The organism is Bradyrhizobium sp. MOS001, from assembly GCF_004634465.1.
Taxonomy (GTDB): domain Bacteria; phylum Pseudomonadota; class Alphaproteobacteria; order Rhizobiales; family Xanthobacteraceae; genus Bradyrhizobium; species Bradyrhizobium barranii.
This window is the reverse complement of record NZ_SPVJ01000046.1, coordinates 1-18517: the sequence shown is the minus strand read 5'-3', so window position 1 is coordinate 18517 and position 18517 is coordinate 1. Positions and strand designations below refer to the sequence as shown.

Here is an 18517-nt window from a genome sequence, read left to right as displayed (position 1 = left end):
CGAACGCCCTGCTTGCGGCAACGCGGTGCGTCCGGGAGCGATTTCGAGCGAAGTGGATACCGGTTCGCGTAAAGAAAACGCGTCAAAACAAGAATCGAGAGCCCCGTTCCGATTCCATCGGAACGAGGCTCTCGATTGTCAGGACTTCACCGCGCCTGCCGTGAGCCCGCCCACCATGTAGCGGCGGAAGGCGTAATAGACCGCGGCCGGCGGCAGCGCGTAAATGAAGCCGGTGGTCATCAACAGCTCCCAGGGCGAATCGTCGGCAGCGAGGAAGTTGCCGAGCGCGACGGGGAGGGTGATCTCGCGGTCATTGGACAGAAGCAGGAACGCGTAGAGATATTCGTTCCAGGCGAGCAGCACCGCATAGGTGCCGATCGCGACCAGCGAGGGCATCATCAGCGGCAGGTAGACCAGGCGGAAGATCTGGAGCGTCGTGGCGCCGTCCATCACCGCGGCCTCGTCCAGCTCGACCGGCAGCTTGTCGGAGGCCTGCTTGAGCACCCAGATCGCGTAGGGGCTGGCGATCGTCACCATGGCCAGGATCAGCGACCAGTGATTGTTGAGCAGGCCGTAATTGCCCATGGTGCGGTACATCGGCACGGCGAGGAACGCCGCGGGGATGAAATAGGTGAAGAGCGCGAGGTTCAACACGGTGCGGCCGCCCGGCACCTTCAATCGCGAGATCGCGAACGCCGCCGCGGTGGCGATGAACAGCGTCAGCACGCCGACGGAGACTGCGATCACCGTCGAGTTCCAGAACTGGATGTAGAAGTCGCGCAGGAAGTAGTGCTGCTGCTTGAACACGATCTCGAAGTTGTGCAGCGTCGGGTGATCCGGCCACAGCTTGCCCGAGAACGCGTCCTCCTTCGGGGAGATCGCGAACAGGAACATGTGGTAGATCGGAATCATCGTCCACAGGAAGACGGGAATACCGATCAGCAGCAGCCGCGCTTCGATCGCGACGTCGCGCCAGGAAAATTCGCTTACGCCGGGAAGCTTCATCGCGACAACCGTTTCATCATAAAGTACACGAGCGGCAGGACGAACGGCATCGCGCAGACGATGGAGGCCATCGCGAGCGAGAGCTGGTCGAGCCGGAGATAGCGGATACCGAGCGTCGCCAGCACGTGCGTGAGGTCAGCCGGGCCACCGCCGGTGAGCAGATAGACGCTGTTGAAATCGCCGAGCGTCCAGATCATCGAGAGCAGCGTGCAGGTGATGTAGAGCGTCTGCATCGACGGCCAGGTGATGTAGCGGAATTTCTGCCACCAGCTCGCGCCATCGACCTCGGCGGCCTCGAACAGATCGTGCGCGATCGCAAGGCGTCCGGTGATCAGGATCAGCGTCCAGAACGGCAGTGATTTCCAGATGTGCACGCCGATGGCCATGCTCAGCGCCACGGCGGGGTCGTTCAGCCAGTTCGGGCCGTCATCGCCGGTGAGGGAGAAGATGAGGTGGTTTACCACGCCCCATTCGGGATTGAACATGAAGCGCACCGACAGGATGGTCGGGATCGACGGCACCGCCCAGGGCAGGATGAAGATCACCGAGAGCCATTTGATCCAGGTGCGCTGCTGCGCGAAGAAGCCGGACAGGAACAACGCGATCAGCATCTTGATGTTGATGCCGATGACCAGGAAGATCAGCGTGTTGACCGCGGCGCGCGCGAAGATCGGATCGTGAAACAGCGCGACATAATTCGACGGGGCCCGCGCCAGCCACAGCCCGTAGCAGACGGGATAGACGACGAAGGCGAGGAAGACGAGCAGATAGGGCGCGAGCAGCACGATGCCCCAGACCTGCGCCGGGGTCAGCCGCGACGACAAGGGCGGAGCGGGCATCGACTGATCGCCAGAGAGCGTAATCGCCATTCTTCAGGACTCTTTGAAAGGACTTCCGGCCGCACGAGGCGGCCGGTATTAGCGTTTCGCCTCTCCCCGCGCCAGCGGGGAGAGGAAGAAAGAAGATTTAGCCTGCAACCTGCTTGATGCGGACGATCAGCTCGTCGACGGCCTTGTCGACCGGGACCTTTTCGCTGACGACCCGGTTCATCGCCTTGGCCCAGACGTTCTCGTTGTTGAGGATCGTGAACTTCCAGTTCTTGGTGAAGTCGAACGCGGCGGTGCCGCCGGTGAACTGGGCGTAGACCGCCTTGCGGTGCTTGTCGGCCTGCCAGAACGGGCTGGCCTGGCTTTCCTTCGTCACCGGGAACCAGCGGCCGAGCGCGCCCTCGATATAGGGACGAACATTCTCTTCCTGGAGCAGGAAGCTGATGAACTGCTTGGCCTCGGCCTTGTTCTTGGCCGCGGTGAACACCAGCCCGGTCTTGACGTCGGAGCGGTAGCGGATGGTCGAACCGTCGGGCGCCTTCGGGAAGGACGCCGTGACGATGTCCTGCTCATAGGCCTTCTTGCCGGCGTCGCGTTGCTCCTGCGTGAGCGCCTGGTTCTGCGAGTCCTCGAACCACTTCGCCGCGATCGAGATCGTGAAGTTGTGGGTCATCACGATGGTCTTGTTGTGGAAGGCGACGTTGTTGTCGGGGTCCTTCCAGGTTGTGGAGGAGGGCGGCGTGCAGCCCTTGATATAGGTGTCGGTGTAATCCTTCAGCGCGCTGATCAGATTCTCACGCACCTTGGGATCGTCGACCAGGAGCTTGCCGTCGTCGTCGACCAGCTTGACGTGATAGGCGTCCATGAAGGTGTAGAACGACTGGAAGGCGTCGGTGGATTCAACGCCCATCGGCTGGCCGACGCCGTAGATGCGCTGGCCGGTGGCTTTACGGATACCCGGCTGCACCTTGTCGCACCAGAACGTCCAGTAGCCCGCCCAGTCGGTCGGGATGTCGGCGAGCTTGAAGCCGGCCTTCTCCAGCATGTCGTTCCAGATCTCGACATGCATGCTCTGCTGCTTCAGCGGGAAGCCGTAATAGGCCTTCTTCTTGGTGACGTCGTTATAGAGGATCGACGCGTCCAGCGTGTTCTGCACGAACCGGCCCTTGATCGGCTCCATGACGTCCGTGAGGTCCTCGAGCTTGCCCTCATAGGCCCACTTGCCCTGCGCCTGCACGTCGTAGGAATCGGAATAGGCGACATCGGGCACAGTGCCGGCATCGAGCGCGGCCACCGTCTTCGGAATCATGTCCTGGATCGCGTACTGCGACAATTCGACCTTGATGCCGGTCTTGGCTTCGAACTTCTTGATCGTCTCGATCAGTGCGTCGTCTTCGGACCGATAGAAGCCCTTGCCCCACCAGACCGTGATCGTTTTCTGCTGCGCAAAGGCGGGTGCAGTGGCCGCAAAAAGCCCAACCGCAGCGACCGCCAATGAAACTGCGCCAATAACCTTGGATCTCACGTTTTTCTCCCTCAAACGGCCGGTGTTTTTAACCGGTCGTATAAAACACTAGCGCATGGCCGTCAGCCGATCTAGCGGCATCTTGTCAGACATAGGTCGTGGGGTGTCGGGCCAGCGGAGATGCTTAATCCGCGCATCGATCCAATCGCCGCATCAATTCGGCCGGATCAATTCGCGATGGTCCGGCAGCGCCGGACGATCGCCGTCCTCAGTTGGACTTCGCGTTGTCCTTGGCGTTATCGGCCGTCGGCGAATCTGTCGGCGCAGGGTGCTTCTCGCCGGTGATCCGCCGCTTCAGGAGGTCCAGGAAGGGGGACGCCGCAGGCGACTGGCGGATCAGGCTTTCAGGGTCGGGGAAGATCAGCGGATCGTCCCAGGGACCCTGCACCATGAAGGGCAACTGAAAGCCGGACGTCGTATTGAGGCTCGCCACGCCCTTCATGTCGTATTCGCGCGTCGGCACCGAGGCAGTGCCCGTCAGCGTGATCTTCGCAGCCGGCCCCTCGATGCGGATGTCCTCGGCAGTGGCGATCCCATCGGAGAACTTCACCGCGACGGTGAGGGTGTCATAAGGGGTCGAGCCGTTGCGGAAATTGCCGCCACCCGACAGCGGCCGCCGCTCCAGCCGCTTCAGGAGCTGCTCGGCGTTGAAGCCCGAGATCGCACCGTCGTGCCCGGTCACGGTGGCAGTGCCGTCGAGCGACTGCACGAGGCCGAACGGGCTGGAGCCGGAGGCCAGCAGCGAGACGTTGATGTTGCCGCGGCCGGACAGCTTGTTGAGGCCGAACAATTCGGAGGCGCAGGCCTGAAGATCGACATCGGTGAACTGGAATTGCGCCTTGACGTCGGCGACGGTGTCGGAGCGCGCGATCCCGAACGAGCCCTTGGCGATGCCGCCATAGACCTGAGCTTCGCCGACCGAGAGCGCCAGCGTGCCGTTGCGCAAGTTGGCGCCGATCGCGGTGCGGCCGAGCTTCGACGACCCGACTGTCAGCCTGGCTGCCGACAGGCGCATGTCGAGGTCGGTGGTCGAAAGCCCGTTGAGATCGAACAGCTGCCTGTTCCAGTCGCGGGCGCCGCTGGCGAGCAGGCGGAAGGTCGAGATATAAGGTGTGAAGTCGAGCGCGTCGGCGGCAAGCGTCGCTTGCAGCGTCTGCCGGCCGTTATTGGCGTAGGTCATCACGCCCTCGGCAGTGTTGCCGTCGAGCTCGACATTGACGTTGGTGAGCGCGATCGAGGCGCCGACGACATTGGCGCGCGCCTTCAGCGCGAAGCGGCCGAAGCCGCCGCTGCCGGGCTGCGGCTGACCGGTCCAGCGCAGCGCGTTGCGCAAGGACGGGCTGTCGATGGTGAGCGTGCCTTCCATCATCGGGCTGGTGCGGTTGGCGACGCTGCCGTCGAAGGCAAGCTTGAGCGGGGCGCTGGCGATCCTCGCCTTCAGCCCGGAGCGGTCGCCGGAGAGGGCGGCGACGAAATCGGCGAAGCTGATCGAGCCGTCGACGCGCTCGCCGCGCCAGTCGAATTGTCCGGTGGCGGCGAAGGACCGCGAGATCGAGGGCCAGGCCAGCGACAGGTCGATGTCCTCGAACTTCTCGGCGGCGTGGGTGGTGGCGTCCTCGTAATTGAGCACACCGTCCTGGATCCTGATCTCGGAGAACGACACCTGGTTCTCGGCGCCCGGCTTCATGGTGCGCGCAATGGTCTGGATGAAGGGCGTCCAGTTGCTTTCGCCATCCTGCTTCAGGCTGACATGGATGCGCGGCCGCAGCAGGGTCAGGTCGGCGATCTCGAACCGCTGCAGCAGCAGCGGCAGCAGCCGGAGGTTGGCGGTGAGCACGTCGACATGGAGCGCGGGATCGCTGGTGCCGCCGCCCTTCAGACCGACGTCATGGAAGGAAATGTAGCTCGCCGGCAGCAGCGAAATGTCGATGCTGCCTGCCACGCTGAGCTCGAGCCCGGTGACGTCGCGGATCTGCGTTTCCACCGCCTTGCGCAGCGCGTCGCGGTTGATGAGCCAGGAGGTCGCGATCAGGGCGATCAGCACGAGGCCGAGCAGCGCCGCGATCGGCGTCCCGAGGCGCTTCATTCCTTGGGCCATGGTCAATGGCATGTCCTGATCGGGTTGGTCGCTGGAGCCAGAAGAGCGGACCGGGAAACCTGCGTGCCCACGCCCAACCCCCGCAACTTGATGGGTTTTCTTGTCGCTTTCAAGGCCGCGGACAGGTCTGCCCACGGCGTGGGCAGCTTCTATCACCGGAGGGCGGAACGGAGAACCCCGTATCATTGACGGCTTTGGAGGATTTCGCCTAATAATCGCCGCCAATGAGGCGCGACGCCTGCCAGCCGAAGGTTCACCCGAAGGTTATTTGCATGAACAAGGTCTATCCCGACGCCAAGTCGGCTCTCGAAGGCGTTCTGAAAGACAATATGATGATCATGTCGGGCGGCTTCGGCCTCTGCGGCATCGCCGAGGAGCTGTCGGACGCGATCCGCGAGTCCGGGGTCAAGGGCCTGACGGTCGTCTCGAACAATGCCGGCGTCGACGGCATCGGCCTCAGCCGCCTGCTCGAAACCCGCCAGATCAAGAAGATGATCTCGTCCTATGTCGGCGAGAACAAGCTGTTCGCCCAGCAATTCCTGGCCGGCGAGCTGGAACTCGAATTCAACCCGCAGGGCACGCTGGCCGAGCGCATCCGCGCCGGCGGCGCCGGTATCCCGGCCTTCTACACCAAGACCGGCGTCGGCACGCTGATCGCCGAAGGCAAGGAAGTGAAGGAGTTCGATGGCGAGAAGTACCTGATGGAGCGCGGCCTGTTCGCTGACCTCGCCATCGTGCACGCCTGGAAGGGCGACACCGCCGGCAACCTCATCTACCGCAAGACCGCGCGCAACTTTAATCCGATGATGGCGACTGCCGCCAAGATCACGGTGGCCGAGGTCGAGCATCTGGTTCCGGCCGGTGAACTCAATCCCGACCACATCCACACGCCCGGCATCTTCGTGAAGCGCATCGTCGAGGTCGGTACGGCCAAGAAGCGCATCGAATTCCGTAACACCCGCCCGCGCACGGCAGCTTGAGATCAGGAGACTAAGATGGCCTGGACCCGTGAACAGATGGCTGCGCGCGCCGCCAAGGAACTGCGCGACGGCTACTACGTCAATCTCGGCATCGGCATTCCGACGCTGGTCTCGAACTTCATCCCCGACGGCGTCGATGTCAGCCTTCAGAGCGAGAACGGCATGCTCGGCATGGGCCCGTTCCCCTATGAGGACGAGGTGGATGCCGACCTCATCAATGCCGGCAAGCAGACCGTGAGCGAGCTGCCCTCGACCTCGTATTTCTCGAGCGCGGATTCCTTCGGCATGATCCGCGGCGGCCACATGGACCTGTCGATCCTCGGCGCCATGCAGGTGGCCCAGAACGGCGATCTCGCCAACTGGATGATCCCCGGCAAGATGGTCAAGGGCATGGGCGGCGCGATGGATCTCGTCGCCGGCGTCAAGCGCGTCGTCGTCGTGATGGAGCATTCGGCCAAAGACGGCTCGAAGCTGCTGAAGAAGTGCAATCTGCCGCTGACCGGCGAGCGCGTGGTCGACATGGTCGTCACCGATCTCGCCGTCTTCACCATCGACAAGCATGGCGACGGCGGCATGGCGCTGATCGAGCTCGCCGACGGCGTCTCGCTCGACGAGGTCAAGGCCAAGACCGAAGCCGAATTCCGCGTCGCGCTGAAGAACACGTAAGGTCGTCGCAACGGGGGCGCGCATGACGATACGGTCTGCGCGTCCCGAAGACGCCGATTTCATCGCACAAATCATCCAGTCGTCGCAGCGCGGCTATCGGCCGCGCGGCTGGTTCGACGTCGCGCTCGGCTTGCCCCAGGCTCAGTGCCGCGATTTCATCACGCGCATCACGACCGCACACGCGGTGTCGATGTGGCATGTCTCGCAATTCCTGATCGCCGAGATCGATGGCAAGCCTGCTGCCGCGTTGTGCGCACTGCCGGCGGCCGGCACGGGACCTGCCGCCTGGCGTGCCATCGAGGAGGTCGGTGCCGCGACCGGGCTTGCCGCGCCGGAGCTGGAAGCCATCCGTCGCCGCGGCGCCTACACGCGCGCCTGCTGGGTTCAGGGCGGCGAGGGCGACTGGATGATCGAGCACGTCGCGACCGATCCTGCCTATGGCGGTCGCGGCCTCGTGCAGGCGTTGCTTGCGCACGCTCTGGATAAGGGACGAGCGGCCGGATTTGCCCGCGCGACGATATCGTTCCTGATCGGCAATCAGCCGGCCGAACGCGCCTACGCCAAGGCAGGATTTGTCTTCGTCGAAGAGAAGCGCGATCCCGCGTTCGAGGCGATCATCGGCGCGCCCGGATTTCGCATGTTTGCGCGAACGATGTGATGCGCCGTAGCCCGGATGGAGCGTAGCGAAATCCGGGGTGCTCGTGGATGGTCCGATCCCGGATTGCGCTGCGCTCCATCCGGGTTACTCGGCGATACCTACGACCTCGCCGCCCACGCCTTGCCCCACCGCGCCGACACGCTCGCGACCCATGACGGCTCCTCGCGCACCAGGCGGAAGCCGAGATTGGCGGGCGGCACGCCCTGTGCGCAGCCACCGGCGCGAGCGTCGCGGATGAAGTCGGTGACGTAGGCGCGGTGCGCACCCTCGGCGACGCGCACGCCGCAATTCACGGTCGGGCGGCCCGCATTGCCGGCTGCGTCGATCCGCGAGCGCACGAAGCAGGTCGAGGTCCATTCCCAGACATTGCCGGCGAGATCTTCGATACCGTGCTCGTTGGTGCCGAACTTGCCGAACGGATAGGCCGTCGTGTCGGAGAGGTCGCGCTCGGATTCACGCTCGTAACGGCTGATCCAGCGCTTTGAAGGATCGTCTGCGTCCACAGGCGCGCCGTCGTCCCTGAACCGGGAGCCGGCCGCAAAGGCCCATTCCGCGTCGCTCGGCAGGCGATAGGTGTGGCCGGTCTTGCGCGACAGCCAGCCCGCATAGGCCTGCGCATCGTGCCAGCTCACCTGGACCGCGGGACGATCGGACGCGATTGCGACGCCACGATCGAGCGCGCGGCACGCGCCATCCTGCACGCAAAGCTGATAGTCGGATGACGAGACCTGGTGCCGCATGATGTGCAGCGGCCGGTTGAAGCGCATCGCGCGCAGCGGCACTTCGGCCTGCAGCCCCGCGCGGGTGAAATCGCCGGCCTCGCGATAGGAGAGACTACCCGGCGCGACCCTGACGATGGCAGGCTCCGTCGCCGTGCCATGGACCGCCATGTCCGAGACCAGCGGCGCCATCGCGATCGGCCCTGCGAGTCCGGCGGCACAGGCGAGCAGCAGTTTCAGCTTGAATGCGATCAGCATGGTCGTCCCCCGAAAGGAAGAGGGGGCCGGTGATCACCGGCCCCCTGTCGCGTCTAGTTGGTGTTGGGAGCCGGTATCTCCGCGGGCGCCTTCACCTGGGTCATCAGATCGTCGTTCCACTTGCCTTCGACCTTGAAGTGCGCGGTGGCGCCGAGGTCGGCGGCCTCGATCAGATTATGCGTGACATAGGCGTAGATGCCGGGCTGCAGGAACTTGTACAGCGCCGCGCCCGCCGAGCCGCCGCGGATGAACCAGGTCTCGAGCCCGGTCTCCGGCGCGTTGGAGAATTTTCCGGTCTCCCAGACATAATCGCCATGGCCGCCGATCAGATGCGGACGGCTGTCGCGATTGGCCTGCGAATGCACGATCAGCACGTTCTCGCCGACCTTGGCCGTCAGCGCGTTCTTGCCGGTGAGCGCGCCGACCTTGCCGTTGAACACGACGTGGGAGGGGATCAGCTTCTTCATCACCTCTTCAGTCTCGGTGAAGGCTTCGCCCGGCGAATCATAGGACTTGAAGTTGCCCTTCTCGTCGCGCGGCACATACATGTCCTGCTCGCCGACATAGTAGACCTTGTCGTATTTCAGCGCGTGGCCCTTGCCGTCGTTCAGTCCGTCGCGCGGCAGCACCATCACGGCGCCGTTCATGCCGGAGACGACATGCCAGGGGATCATCGGGCCGCCCGGGGCGCAGTGATAGACGAACACGCCGGTCCGCGTTGCCTTCCAGCGCAGCACGACCTGCTCGCCGGGATTGACCAGCGTGAGCTCGGCACCACCGAGCGCGCCGGTCGCGGAGTGGAAGTCGATGTTGTGCGGCATGGTGTTGGTCGCGGGATTGACCAGCGTCACCTCGACATAGTCGCCTTCATGCACGACCATCAGCGGGCCCGGCATCGAGCCGTTGAAGGTCATGGCCTGGAACGTGGTGCCCTTGTCGTCGATGACGACCTTCTTCTCCTCGATGTTGAGCTTGAACTCGACGATCTTGGGCCCCTGCGTCGTGGCCTGCTCGTGCGCGTGCACGAAGGGCGGGGCGACCAGCTCGACTTTCTGCCGCGGCAGCTTGAGATCGCCGGCGGCGAACGTGGGTGTCGCGAGCATCAGGGCGGTCGCGGCGGCGCTGATCAATGCGGCTCTGCGGGTGAACATCGGAAGCATCCTTCATCTGAAAGGGTTTTGATGACGGATGCAGTCTGCGCCTGTTACGGCAAGAGTGTTTGCGCTGCGACAAGCTTTTGCCGAATTCGCCTCCGGTAAAATCCTTAGGAGGTTTGCCGAAGCGCGTATCGGCCGTGCGAAGCGCACGACGTCGCGTGGCATCGGCTGCGCAAGCGGCAAATCGTTCGCATGTTCAACTATGCGCGATTGTGAATCTATGGTTGTCGATCAGAGAAGCTGGATCGCAATCCAGACCGTGCCCCAGACCGCGAGCGACAGCGCGGCGAAGATGGCGGCGGTGATCGCCAGCACCCGCACGAGATAACCTGCGCCGACGGTGGGTGCGGCAGGGACGGGACGAAAATCGTCGAAGCGCGGGATATGACCGCGAACGCCGGTGAGCCAGAGAACGAGATCGAGCGCGAGCGACGCCATGGCCTATCTCCAGTGAGTCATGATTGAACGTGATCTTGGCTCCGATCCGGCGCTCGGACTTTGAGCGAGCGCAAGGTGGTCCGCCCGAAAACGGGTCATCCAATGCCATCCGGGATTTGCCGCGCCACCGCGCGGCATCGATTTACGAATGGGTAAGATATGAGGACCGATCTCGCAGCGAGCTACGGCGAAGAGAGATTGCCGCGGTACACGAGCTATCCGACCGCGCCGCATTTCTCGCCGGCGGTCGGCCCGGATACTTATGCCGAATGGCTCGCCGGACTCCCGGCAGGCGCCAGCGCGTCACTCTATCTGCACGTGCCGTTCTGCCGCGAGATGTGCTGGTACTGCGGCTGCCATACCCAGATCGTCCGCCGCGACGGGCTGATCGCCGCCTATCAGCGAACGCTGCGCAGCGAGATCGCGCAGGTGTCTGAGACCATCGGCCGCCGCATCAAAGTCGAGCACATCCATTTCGGCGGCGGCACGCCGACCATCATGGCGCCGGAGGCTTTTGCCGAGTTGATGGCGGCGATGCGCCATTCGTTCTTCGTGCTGCCCTCGGCCGAGATCGCGGTCGAGATCGACCCGCGCACGCTGACATCGGAGATGGTGGAGGCCATGCGGCTCTCCGGCGTCAACCGCGCCAGCCTGGGCGTGCAGAGCTTCGATCCAGTCGTGCAGCGCGCGATCAATCGCGTGCAGAGCTATGAGCAGACGGCTTCCGTCGTCGAGAGGCTGCATCGCGCCGGCATCAACGGGATCAACTTCGACCTCATCTACGGGCTGCCGCACCAGACCGTCGCGTCCTGCCTGGACACCGTTCGGCGCAGCCTCGAGGTCGGGCCCGATCGTTTCTCGGTGTTTGGTTATGCGCATGTGCCTGATTTCAAGAAGCACCAGCGCATGATCAACGAGGCCGTGCTGCCCGACGGCCTCGCGCGTCATGACCAGGCCTGCGCGATCGCGAATGCGCTGAAGGAGGCCGGCTACGTCCAGATCGGGCTCGACCATTTCGCGCGCCCCGACGACGCCATGGCCGTAGCCTTCGAGGAACGGACGCTGCGGCGCAATTTTCAGGGCTACACCACCGACAAGGGCGATGTCCTGCTTGGTTTCGGCGCGAGCGCGATCGGGCATCTGCCGCAGGGCTATGTGCAGAACCAGGTGCAGATCGGCGCCTACGCGCAGAGCGTCGCCGCCGGCCGCCTCGCCACCGCGAAGGGCTACGGGCTCACCGACGACGACCGGCTCCGCGCCGACATCATCGAGCGCATCATGTGCGAGTTCGGCGCCGATCTCGGCGACATCTGTGCGCGCCATGGCGCGGAACCCGAGGCGATGCTGCAATCGGCCGCGCGCCTGAAGCCGTTGATCTCGGACGGCATCGTCAGGCTCGATGGCGACCGTCTCGCGGTCGCAAGCGACTCGCGCTTCCTGGTCCGCAGCGTCGCCGCGGCGTTCGACGCGCATCTGGATCCGGGCAAGCAGTTGCACAGCAGGGCGGTGTAACTCACCTCGCGCCGCCTACGGCAGGGACTTTTGCGTATGAGCTTGGCGGGGTCCGAGCGAGCGCCTCGTCCTTCGAGACGACCGCTTCGCGGTCTCCTCGGGATGAGGCCGAGCGGCAGCTTTGCCTGTCGAAATAGTAACCACGTACTCCGTCCTCATCCTGAGGGCCCGCCGGAGGCGGGCGTCTCGAAGGATGGCCGCGGGCGAGCTTCCCGCCACGTTTTCTCATATGCGATAGCCCTGCCGCTTGCGGGGAGAGGGAGAAGCAACCACCAGCTTGCGCTTCAACAAAGAAGCTCGGAGCCCCTCCGCTATCGTCACTTCGGAACGGAGTTGTCCATGCCCTTCCGATCCGACGATCTGGTCGATGACATCATGCGTGCGGCACCGCACACGATCCGCGTGTTCCTCGCCTTCAGGATGGCTTGCGTCGGCTGTCCGATCGCGACCTTCCATACCGTGGAAGACGCCTGCCGCGAGCATGGCATCGATCGCGACAAATTCCTCGCTGCGCTGTGCGAATGCGTGCCGGCGTGAGGCGGGTTGGAGTTCGCACGGGTCGCGTGCGGATTCCCGGGTGAGGGCGGGCTTGCGCCGTAAGCGGAAGCGCCCTCACCCCTATCTTACGCAGAATTGCCGTCCGCCGTACGCTCCGCCAGCACGACGATCTTGTGCGGATCGCGCAGGATGATGCGCTGGCGGCCGCTCTCGACGAGGCCCTGGCTCTCCCAGCCGCTCAGGATGCGGCTGACGGTGTGCAACGTGGTGCCCGTCATCTGCGCGATGTCCTGTCGGCTGATCGGGAAGTCGATCTCGATGCCGTGGTCGAGCTTCTTGCCGGACTGTTTTGCGAGCCGCAGCAGCGCATGTGCGACGCGCTGCTCGACCTGCTGGGTCGACATTTCCAGGATGCGGGTGTGGCTCTCCTGCAGCCGCGCGCCGACGGTTTGCAGCGTGTTGGCGGCGATTGCCGGAAACCGCTCGATCAGCCGCGGCCAGGCCGAATTCGGCCAGATCAGCACCACGCTGTCGTCGACCGCCATCGCAGTCGCCGGATAGTGCGCGGCTCCAATCGCCATCGCGAGCCCGAAGGTCTCGCCGGGGGCGACATAGCGCACCACGATCTGCTCGCCGGTCGGGGTGGTCTTGGCCGCGCGGACATGGCCGTGCAGCAGCAGGAAGAAGGATTGCGCGTCAGCGCCCTGTTCGAAAATGGCGGCGTTCCTGGGGTACCGCGCCGAGCGGGCCTCGCGCAGGATTTCCTCGAGGTCCTCCGGCTTGACGCCGGAAAACAGCGGCAAATGCGCAACCAGCGATGTGTCGACCTTGGCCATTCTGCCTCCTTGGCGCTCGGGAGTGTGATGGCACCTGTATTCGTCAGGCAGTTTGCGATAGCGCAAAACGGGCCGGCCGGACGGCAGTATTTTTCCAAATGACGATCCAAGTGACCGTCCGAATTCACAGGAGTTGCCCCCATGGCTGGCGCCCGATCCCGTAACTTTGAGGGCTGGCCGCTGTTTGCGAACAGCTTTCGGCCTTTTTTCCTGCTCGCCGCGATTCAGGCGGGGCTTTCGATCCTAGCCTGGCTGCCGATGTTCTATGGCGAGCTCTCCGTCAGTTCGGCCTTCGCGCCGCGCGACTGGCACGTCCACGAAATGCTCTATGGCTTCCTGCCGGCGGTGATCACGGGATTCCTGTTCACGGCGATCCCGAACTGGACCGGGCGGCTGCCGATCCAGGGGACGTCGCTGGGCGCGCTGCTGGTGGTGTGGCTGGCCGGACGTTTTGCAGTGACCCTGTCCGCCGATATCGGTTGGGCGTTCGCGCTCGTCGTCGATGCCGCCTTCCTGGCATTGGTCGTTGCTGCGGCCACGCGCGAGATCATCGCGGGCGGCAATTGGCGCAATCTGCCGGTGGTGGTGCTCGTGCTGGTGCTGCTCGCCGGCAATTTCGCCTTCCATCTCGAAGCGCACTTCGAGGGCGCGGCCGATGTCAGCATCCGCGTCGGCATCGGTGTGGTCGTGCTGCTGATCTCGCTGATCGGTGGCCGCATCATCCCGAGCTTCACCCGCAACTGGCTGGTCAAGTTCAATCCCGGCCGCCTGCCGGTGCCGTTCGGGCGCTTCGACGGCGCGATGATCGGATTGAGCGCGTTCGCGCTCATCGCATGGATCGTGGCGCCGCTGAACACGGTCACCGGCGCGGTGATGGCGCTGGTCGGCGTGCTGCACCTGGTCCGGCTTGCACGCTGGGCCGGCGATCGCACCACGCGCGAGCGGCTGCTGCTGATCCTCCATATCGGTTATGTCTTCGTGCCGCTGGGCTTCCTGCTGCATGCCCTGGCTGTCTTCGGCGCGCTGCCGCCGAGCGCGGGCATTCACGCCTGGATGGCTGGCGCGGCCGGAACCATGACGCTTGCGGTGATGACGCGCGCGAGCCTCGGGCATACCGGACAGGCGTTGACGGCCTCGCCCGCGACGCAGGGGATTTACGCTGCGATCATCGTCGCGGCGCTGGCGCGGGTCGCTGCCGTGGTGTTGCCTGCGCATGGCGATGTCCTGCTGCACATCGCCGCCTGCGGCTGGGTCGTCGCGTTCCTCGGCTTCGCGATCGCGTTCGGCCCGCTGCTCGCCGGCAGCCCCCGGCGCGCCCTTGCCATCATGGGCGTGCCCGCTCCGGCACGCTGAGCCTAGGCCGCGGATGCCGAGGGAGCGCCGCCGGGGTTGGCCAATGGCCGCACGCCTTTGCGCCATGCGGTGATGGTGCAGCCGAAGCGGCCGCGGAACCAGCGCGCCATCGCGCTCTGTGCGGAGAAGCCGAGCTGGGTGGCGATATCGGCCAGCGGCCGGCCGGGGTCGTCGATCAGCTGGGTCACGAGATCGGCGCGCTGCGCGTCGAGGATCGCCGAAAAGCTGGTGCCTGATGCGGCGAGGTGCCGATGGATGGTGCGGCGGGTGCAGGCGAGATGCTCGGCCACGCGCTCGACCGTGCAGTCGCCGCTTGCGAGCAGGATGCGTACCACCTCGTCGACCTTCTCCTCCCAGCTTGCCGGCCGCGTCTCGATCGCCTCGATCCGCTTGCGCAGATAGCTCGCGATCAGCGGATGCGCGCTCGGGATCCGCCGCTCCATGTCATGCGCCGACAACAGGATCGCATCGTCATCGGCATTGAAGGTAACGCGGCAACCGAAGAAATCGCGGTAGCGCTTGCGGTCGTGTGGCGGCGGATAATGCAGATGCACCTCGAGCGGCCGCCAGTCGCTGCTGAACAGCGACTGGATGATGCGGTGGACGCTGCCGAGCGCCATGTCGATCGACTGGCGCGGCGCGGTCGGCTGCCGGCCGCGCAGATGCAGCGCGACCGTCACGGTCTGCTTGTCGCGCGTGACCTCAAGCTTCATGCCGTCGTGATGAACGTGGATGAAGCGCGAGAACGCTTCGATCGCCTCGCTGACGGTCGCCTGCTCGCGCACGATCAAACCGACCGCGCCGAAATTGGTGAGCCCGCCACGCTCGGCGAGCCGCAAGCCGAAATCCTCGGCACCCGACGCCTCTGCCGACAATTCGAGCAGCCGGCGCAGGCTGGTCACGGCAATGGGGGTATCGGGCTTGTCGAGCACGGCCAGCGGCAGCCTGACCTTGCGCATCATCTGTTTCGGGTCGAGTCCGACCGACCGGGCGACATCCGGGTAGTAGCTCAAGCCTGCGCTGCGCATGAGGTCGGTCATGCGACCCGTTCCTGTCAGCCATTCCCGCAGATGTCCCGAAATGTAAAGTTTCTGTCCCGATCCGTCAAATCCGGGAACAGGATGGAACATACATAAGGGAAACCGAAGCACGGGCGTGAATGCCGTGCGTATGACGGCGCGGCGCGACGATGCCCCGCTGCCGTCTCGGGCCATTTGACCAAGACATTGCTGGATCGGGATGATGCCGGGGAACATGCTTTCCAAGGGTGAGGTATTCGTCATTGAAACTGACGCAGCCTCCCGCGAACAACTTTCAATGGCGCTTCAACAGAGCGCCTATGACGTGATCTGCTTTGCCGACGGCGCGTCGCTGCTGTCGGAAGCCAAGGCGCGGATGCCGGCCTGCGTGCTGCTGGAGATGCCGCCGGATCGTTCTGCCCTCGACGTGCTCAAGCGCCTGCGCGAGGAGAACTGCATGGCGCCGGTCCTGGTGACCTCGGCGAACGGCAGCATCGCCATGGCGGTCGACGCGATCAAGAGCGGCGCGGCCGACTTCATCGAGAAGCCGTTCCGCACCCGCGACATCGTCGACCGGATCGATGCTGCCATCGACGAGTTCGCGCAGCCGGGTTCAAACCGGCAACGCTGGCTGCCCGGCTGCGAGCCCCTGACCGGGCGCGAAGTCGATGTGCTCGAGCACCTTGCTGCCGGCCTGACCAACAAGGAGATCGCCCGGCGCATACATCTGAGTGCGCGGACGGTCGAAGGCTACCGCGCAGGCATCCTGAAGAAGGCCGGCGCCCGCAACGTGACCGATCTGCTCCGCCGCATCTTCGGCCAGGGTTCGCCCACCCCGGTTTAGGGACCTGAGTTTAACGGCTTCGCCACGGGACGATGACACGTTCCGCAGCCTTGGTGCCGCCGCGGCGGCGCCCCACGGAAACCCCAATCGAACCAGTTCCTTCGCTGCCGCGTCCAACCATGTTGGCGAGGCATTTGATCGCACGCGTCCGGCTGGCGGCGCGGCGATACGGCAGGAGGGACTTTATGCGCATCACCGCAAGATGTTTGGCAACGACGAGCCTGGTTCTGGTGACCATGGCGACGGCGTCGCCATCATGGGCCGACGACGTGGACGCCACATCGGCCATCGACACCGTCACGGTCTATCCGGACGGCGCCACCGTCACCCGTATCATCGCGCTGGACCTCGCCTCCGGCGACAGCACGCTGGTCGCCAAGGACTTTCCGCTCTCGCTCGATCCGTCCTCGCTGCGTGTCGAGGGCGAGGCGGGCGCAAAACTCACCATCGGGACCATCGACGCGCGGCCGCCGCGCGCGGCACAACCCGCCAATCTGCCCGAGCTCGACAAGCGCATCGAAGCGTTGAAGGATCAGCGCGCCGATCTGCAAGGCGACATCGACGCGGCCAACGCCCGGCGCAAATTCGCGCAGCACTTTGCGGAGGCTTCTCCCGCCGGCCTTGGCGAGAAGGGCGAGGCTCGGCCGATCACCGAATGGCGCGCGGCCTTTACCGCGGTCGCCGAGGAGATCGCGACCGCCGATACCGCGATCCGCGACGCCACGCGAAAGCAGCGCGAGATCGATCGGCAGCTCGCGCAACTTGAAGCGGAGCGTTCGGCCAAGCCGCCGAGCAAGCTTGAGGTTCGCATCGATGTCGCCTCCGCCGCCGCGACGAAGGCGACGCTGCGGGTGACTTATGCAGTCCGCAATGCGCGCTGGCTGCCGCTGTATGACGCCCGGCTCGACACCGGTGCCAAGGACCGCAAGCCGCAGCTCGAGCTGGTTCGCCGCGCCGAGGTCACACAGTCGACCGGCGAAGACTGGTCGAACGTCAGCCTCGGTGTTTCCACCGTTCGCGTCAGCCGCGGCGGTAGCGCACCGGAGCTGAATTCGCTGGTTGTGAGGTATCCGCAACTGCCGAAGCCGCTGGCATTGGGCACAGCGTCGGACATGGCGATGCCCGCGCAGCCGATGGCACGGCAGGCGCAATCTCCGGCGATGGCGAAAGCGGCGGAGCCCGAGCTGCGTGAGCGCGCGGACGAGCAGCAGGCCAATGCCGAGATCGGTGATTTCCAGGCCGTGTATCAGATCAGCGGCCGCGTCAGTCTCGGCGCCAACGAGGGCGCCAAGAGCCTGCTCATCTCCTCCATGACCGTGACGCCCGACCTCGCCATCCGCGCCGCCCCGGTCGCGGATCCCACCGCTTACCTCGAGGCGTCATTCAAGCTTGCCGAGGATACCAATCTGCTGCCCGGCAAGGTCGCGATCTTCCGCGACGGCACGTTCGTCGGTCGCAGCAAATTCTCGACCGCCGCGCGGAACGACGCGATCCGGCTCGGCTTCGGCGCCGACGACAAGATCAAGATCGAGCGCACCGTCATCAGGCAGAACGAAGGCACGGCCGGCGTGATCTCGTCCTCCAAGACCGACACGCGTTCGTTCCGCACCGTCATTCGCAACGGGCACGACTTCCCGATCCGCATCGCGATCGAGGATCAGCTTCCGGTCAGCGAGAACGAGGATATAGGCGTCGAGATGCTGTCCTCGACCACGCCGCCCACGACCACCAATCTGCGCGACAAGCGCGGCGTGCTGGAATGGGCGTTCGACGCAAAACCCGGCGAGATCAAGGAGATCAAGTTCTCCTGGCGCGTCCGCTGGCCCAAGGACAAGGGCATGGTGATCGTGCCGGCGGGGTAATGCGCCCGATCTGAACCGAGGCGCGGCGCCGACCTTCTTACCTCGCCCCGCTTGCGGGGAGAGGTCGGATTGCATCGAAGATGCAATCCGGGTGAGCGACTGTGTTCGCTGTCAAGCGGGTTGCCATGGTGTTTTCGTCCTGATCATGACGTTGAGGATGGTAAGCAGCTTGCGGGCGACGGCGATCAGGGCAACGAGCTTCGGCTTTCCATTGGCCACGAGGCGCTCAAAGAAGGCCTTGAGGACGGGGTTGTGACGTCTG

17 protein-coding genes and 1 pseudogene are annotated in these 18517 nt (G+C 64.8%); 8 read left to right on the top strand and 10 right to left on the bottom strand.

Translation table 11 applies throughout. The features are described from left to right. Positions 1–138: 138 nt before the first annotated feature. The 4 genes from CT676_RS35145 to CT676_RS35130 form a co-directional block, all read right to left on the bottom strand. Positions 139–1005 (bottom strand): carbohydrate ABC transporter permease, encoded by an 867-nt coding sequence (locus tag CT676_RS35145; protein ID WP_028151662.1) that lies wholly within the window; start codon positions 1003–1005, stop codon positions 139–141. Then, complete coding sequence (locus CT676_RS35140) at positions 1002–1874, bottom strand: sugar ABC transporter permease (protein ID WP_028151661.1); 873 nt, start codon at positions 1872–1874, stop codon at positions 1002–1004. The genes CT676_RS35145 and CT676_RS35140 overlap by 4 nt, the downstream gene beginning before the upstream one ends. A gap of 97 nt (positions 1875–1971) precedes the next feature. Then, entirely contained in the window at positions 1972–3357 is a 1386-nt protein-coding gene (locus CT676_RS35135; protein WP_071909773.1) for an ABC transporter substrate-binding protein, read from the bottom strand. A gap of 208 nt (positions 3358–3565) precedes the next feature. Then, positions 3566–5455 carry an AsmA family protein gene (locus CT676_RS35130; RefSeq protein ID WP_167768272.1) on the bottom strand — a complete coding sequence of 630 codons (1890 nt, stop codon included), beginning with the start codon at positions 5453–5455 and terminating at the stop codon, positions 3566–3568. 272 nt (positions 5456–5727) lie between these two features. On the opposite strand from CT676_RS35130, the gene CT676_RS35125 reads away from it, so the two are divergent. From CT676_RS35125 to CT676_RS35115, 3 genes are read left to right on the top strand one after another with little or no spacing between them, the layout of a single operon-like run. Then, positions 5728–6435 (top strand): CoA transferase subunit A, encoded by a 708-nt coding sequence (locus CT676_RS35125; RefSeq protein ID WP_028151658.1) that lies wholly within the window; start codon positions 5728–5730, stop codon positions 6433–6435. Positions 6436–6450: 15 nt separating this feature from the next. Continuing rightward, entirely contained in the window at positions 6451–7101 is a 651-nt protein-coding gene (locus CT676_RS35120; RefSeq protein ID WP_011089829.1) for a 3-oxoacid CoA-transferase subunit B, read from the top strand. A 22-nt stretch (positions 7102–7123) separates the two neighbouring features. Beyond that, the gene (locus CT676_RS35115; protein ID WP_135216403.1) at positions 7124–7759 is read left to right on the top strand and encodes a GNAT family N-acetyltransferase; all 636 of its coding nucleotides are present in this window, start codon (positions 7124–7126) and stop codon (positions 7757–7759) included. A 98-nt stretch (positions 7760–7857) separates the two neighbouring features. On the opposite strand, the gene CT676_RS35110 is transcribed toward CT676_RS35115, so the two are convergent. From CT676_RS35110 to CT676_RS35100, 3 genes are all read right to left on the bottom strand, one after another. Continuing rightward, positions 7858–8736: an SUMF1/EgtB/PvdO family nonheme iron enzyme gene (locus tag CT676_RS35110; RefSeq protein WP_135216402.1), complete on the bottom strand. Its 879-nt coding sequence runs from the start codon at positions 8734–8736 to the stop codon at positions 7858–7860. Positions 8737–8789: 53 nt separating this feature from the next. Next, positions 8790–9887: a copper-containing nitrite reductase gene (nirK, locus tag CT676_RS35105; protein WP_063986094.1), complete on the bottom strand. Its 1098-nt coding sequence runs from the start codon at positions 9885–9887 to the stop codon at positions 8790–8792. A gap of 237 nt (positions 9888–10124) precedes the next feature. Then, a complete protein-coding gene (locus tag CT676_RS35100) occupies positions 10125–10331 on the bottom strand; it encodes a hypothetical protein (RefSeq protein WP_135216400.1) in 207 nt (68 codons plus the stop codon). 159 nt (positions 10332–10490) lie between these two features. Between CT676_RS35100 and hemN the strand changes: the two genes are divergently transcribed. Together hemN and CT676_RS35090 are read left to right on the top strand one after the other, a co-directional pair. Beyond that, positions 10491–11843, top strand: a complete 1353-nt coding sequence (gene hemN, locus CT676_RS35095; protein ID WP_135216399.1) for an oxygen-independent coproporphyrinogen III oxidase — start codon at positions 10491–10493, stop codon at positions 11841–11843. A gap of 339 nt (positions 11844–12182) precedes the next feature. After that, entirely contained in the window at positions 12183–12380 is a 198-nt protein-coding gene (locus CT676_RS35090) for a DUF1858 domain-containing protein (RefSeq protein ID WP_014492467.1), read from the top strand. Between the two features lie 86 nt (positions 12381–12466). Here CT676_RS35090 and CT676_RS35085 read toward each other — a convergent pair whose 3' ends face one another. After that, a complete protein-coding gene (locus CT676_RS35085; protein WP_038954878.1) occupies positions 12467–13177 on the bottom strand; it encodes a Crp/Fnr family transcriptional regulator in 711 nt (236 codons plus the stop codon). Between the two features lie 141 nt (positions 13178–13318). On the opposite strand from CT676_RS35085, the gene CT676_RS35080 reads away from it, so the two are divergent. Beyond that, complete coding sequence (locus CT676_RS35080) at positions 13319–14530, top strand: NnrS family protein (RefSeq protein WP_135216398.1); 1212 nt, start codon at positions 13319–13321, stop codon at positions 14528–14530. 2 nt (positions 14531–14532) lie between these two features. Here CT676_RS35080 and CT676_RS35075 read toward each other — a convergent pair whose 3' ends face one another. Continuing rightward, on the bottom strand, positions 14533–15570 hold the full coding sequence (locus CT676_RS35075; RefSeq protein WP_135216397.1) for an AraC family transcriptional regulator: 1038 nt from the start codon (positions 15568–15570) through the stop codon (positions 14533–14535). A gap of 202 nt (positions 15571–15772) precedes the next feature. Here CT676_RS35075 and CT676_RS35070 point away from each other — a divergent pair, with 202 nt between their 5' ends. Together CT676_RS35070 and CT676_RS35065 are read left to right on the top strand one after the other, a co-directional pair. Continuing rightward, entirely contained in the window at positions 15773–16393 is a 621-nt protein-coding gene (locus CT676_RS35070) for a response regulator (protein WP_063986095.1), read from the top strand. 185 nt (positions 16394–16578) lie between these two features. Further along, positions 16579–18255, top strand: coding sequence for a mucoidy inhibitor MuiA family protein (locus CT676_RS35065; RefSeq protein ID WP_135216396.1), 1677 nt, complete (start codon positions 16579–16581; stop codon positions 18253–18255). 111 nt (positions 18256–18366) lie between these two features. Here the strand turns inward: CT676_RS35065 and CT676_RS35060 are convergent. Further along, positions 18367–18517 (bottom strand): annotated as a pseudogene (locus CT676_RS35060) (IS110 family transposase); the annotation flags it as partial.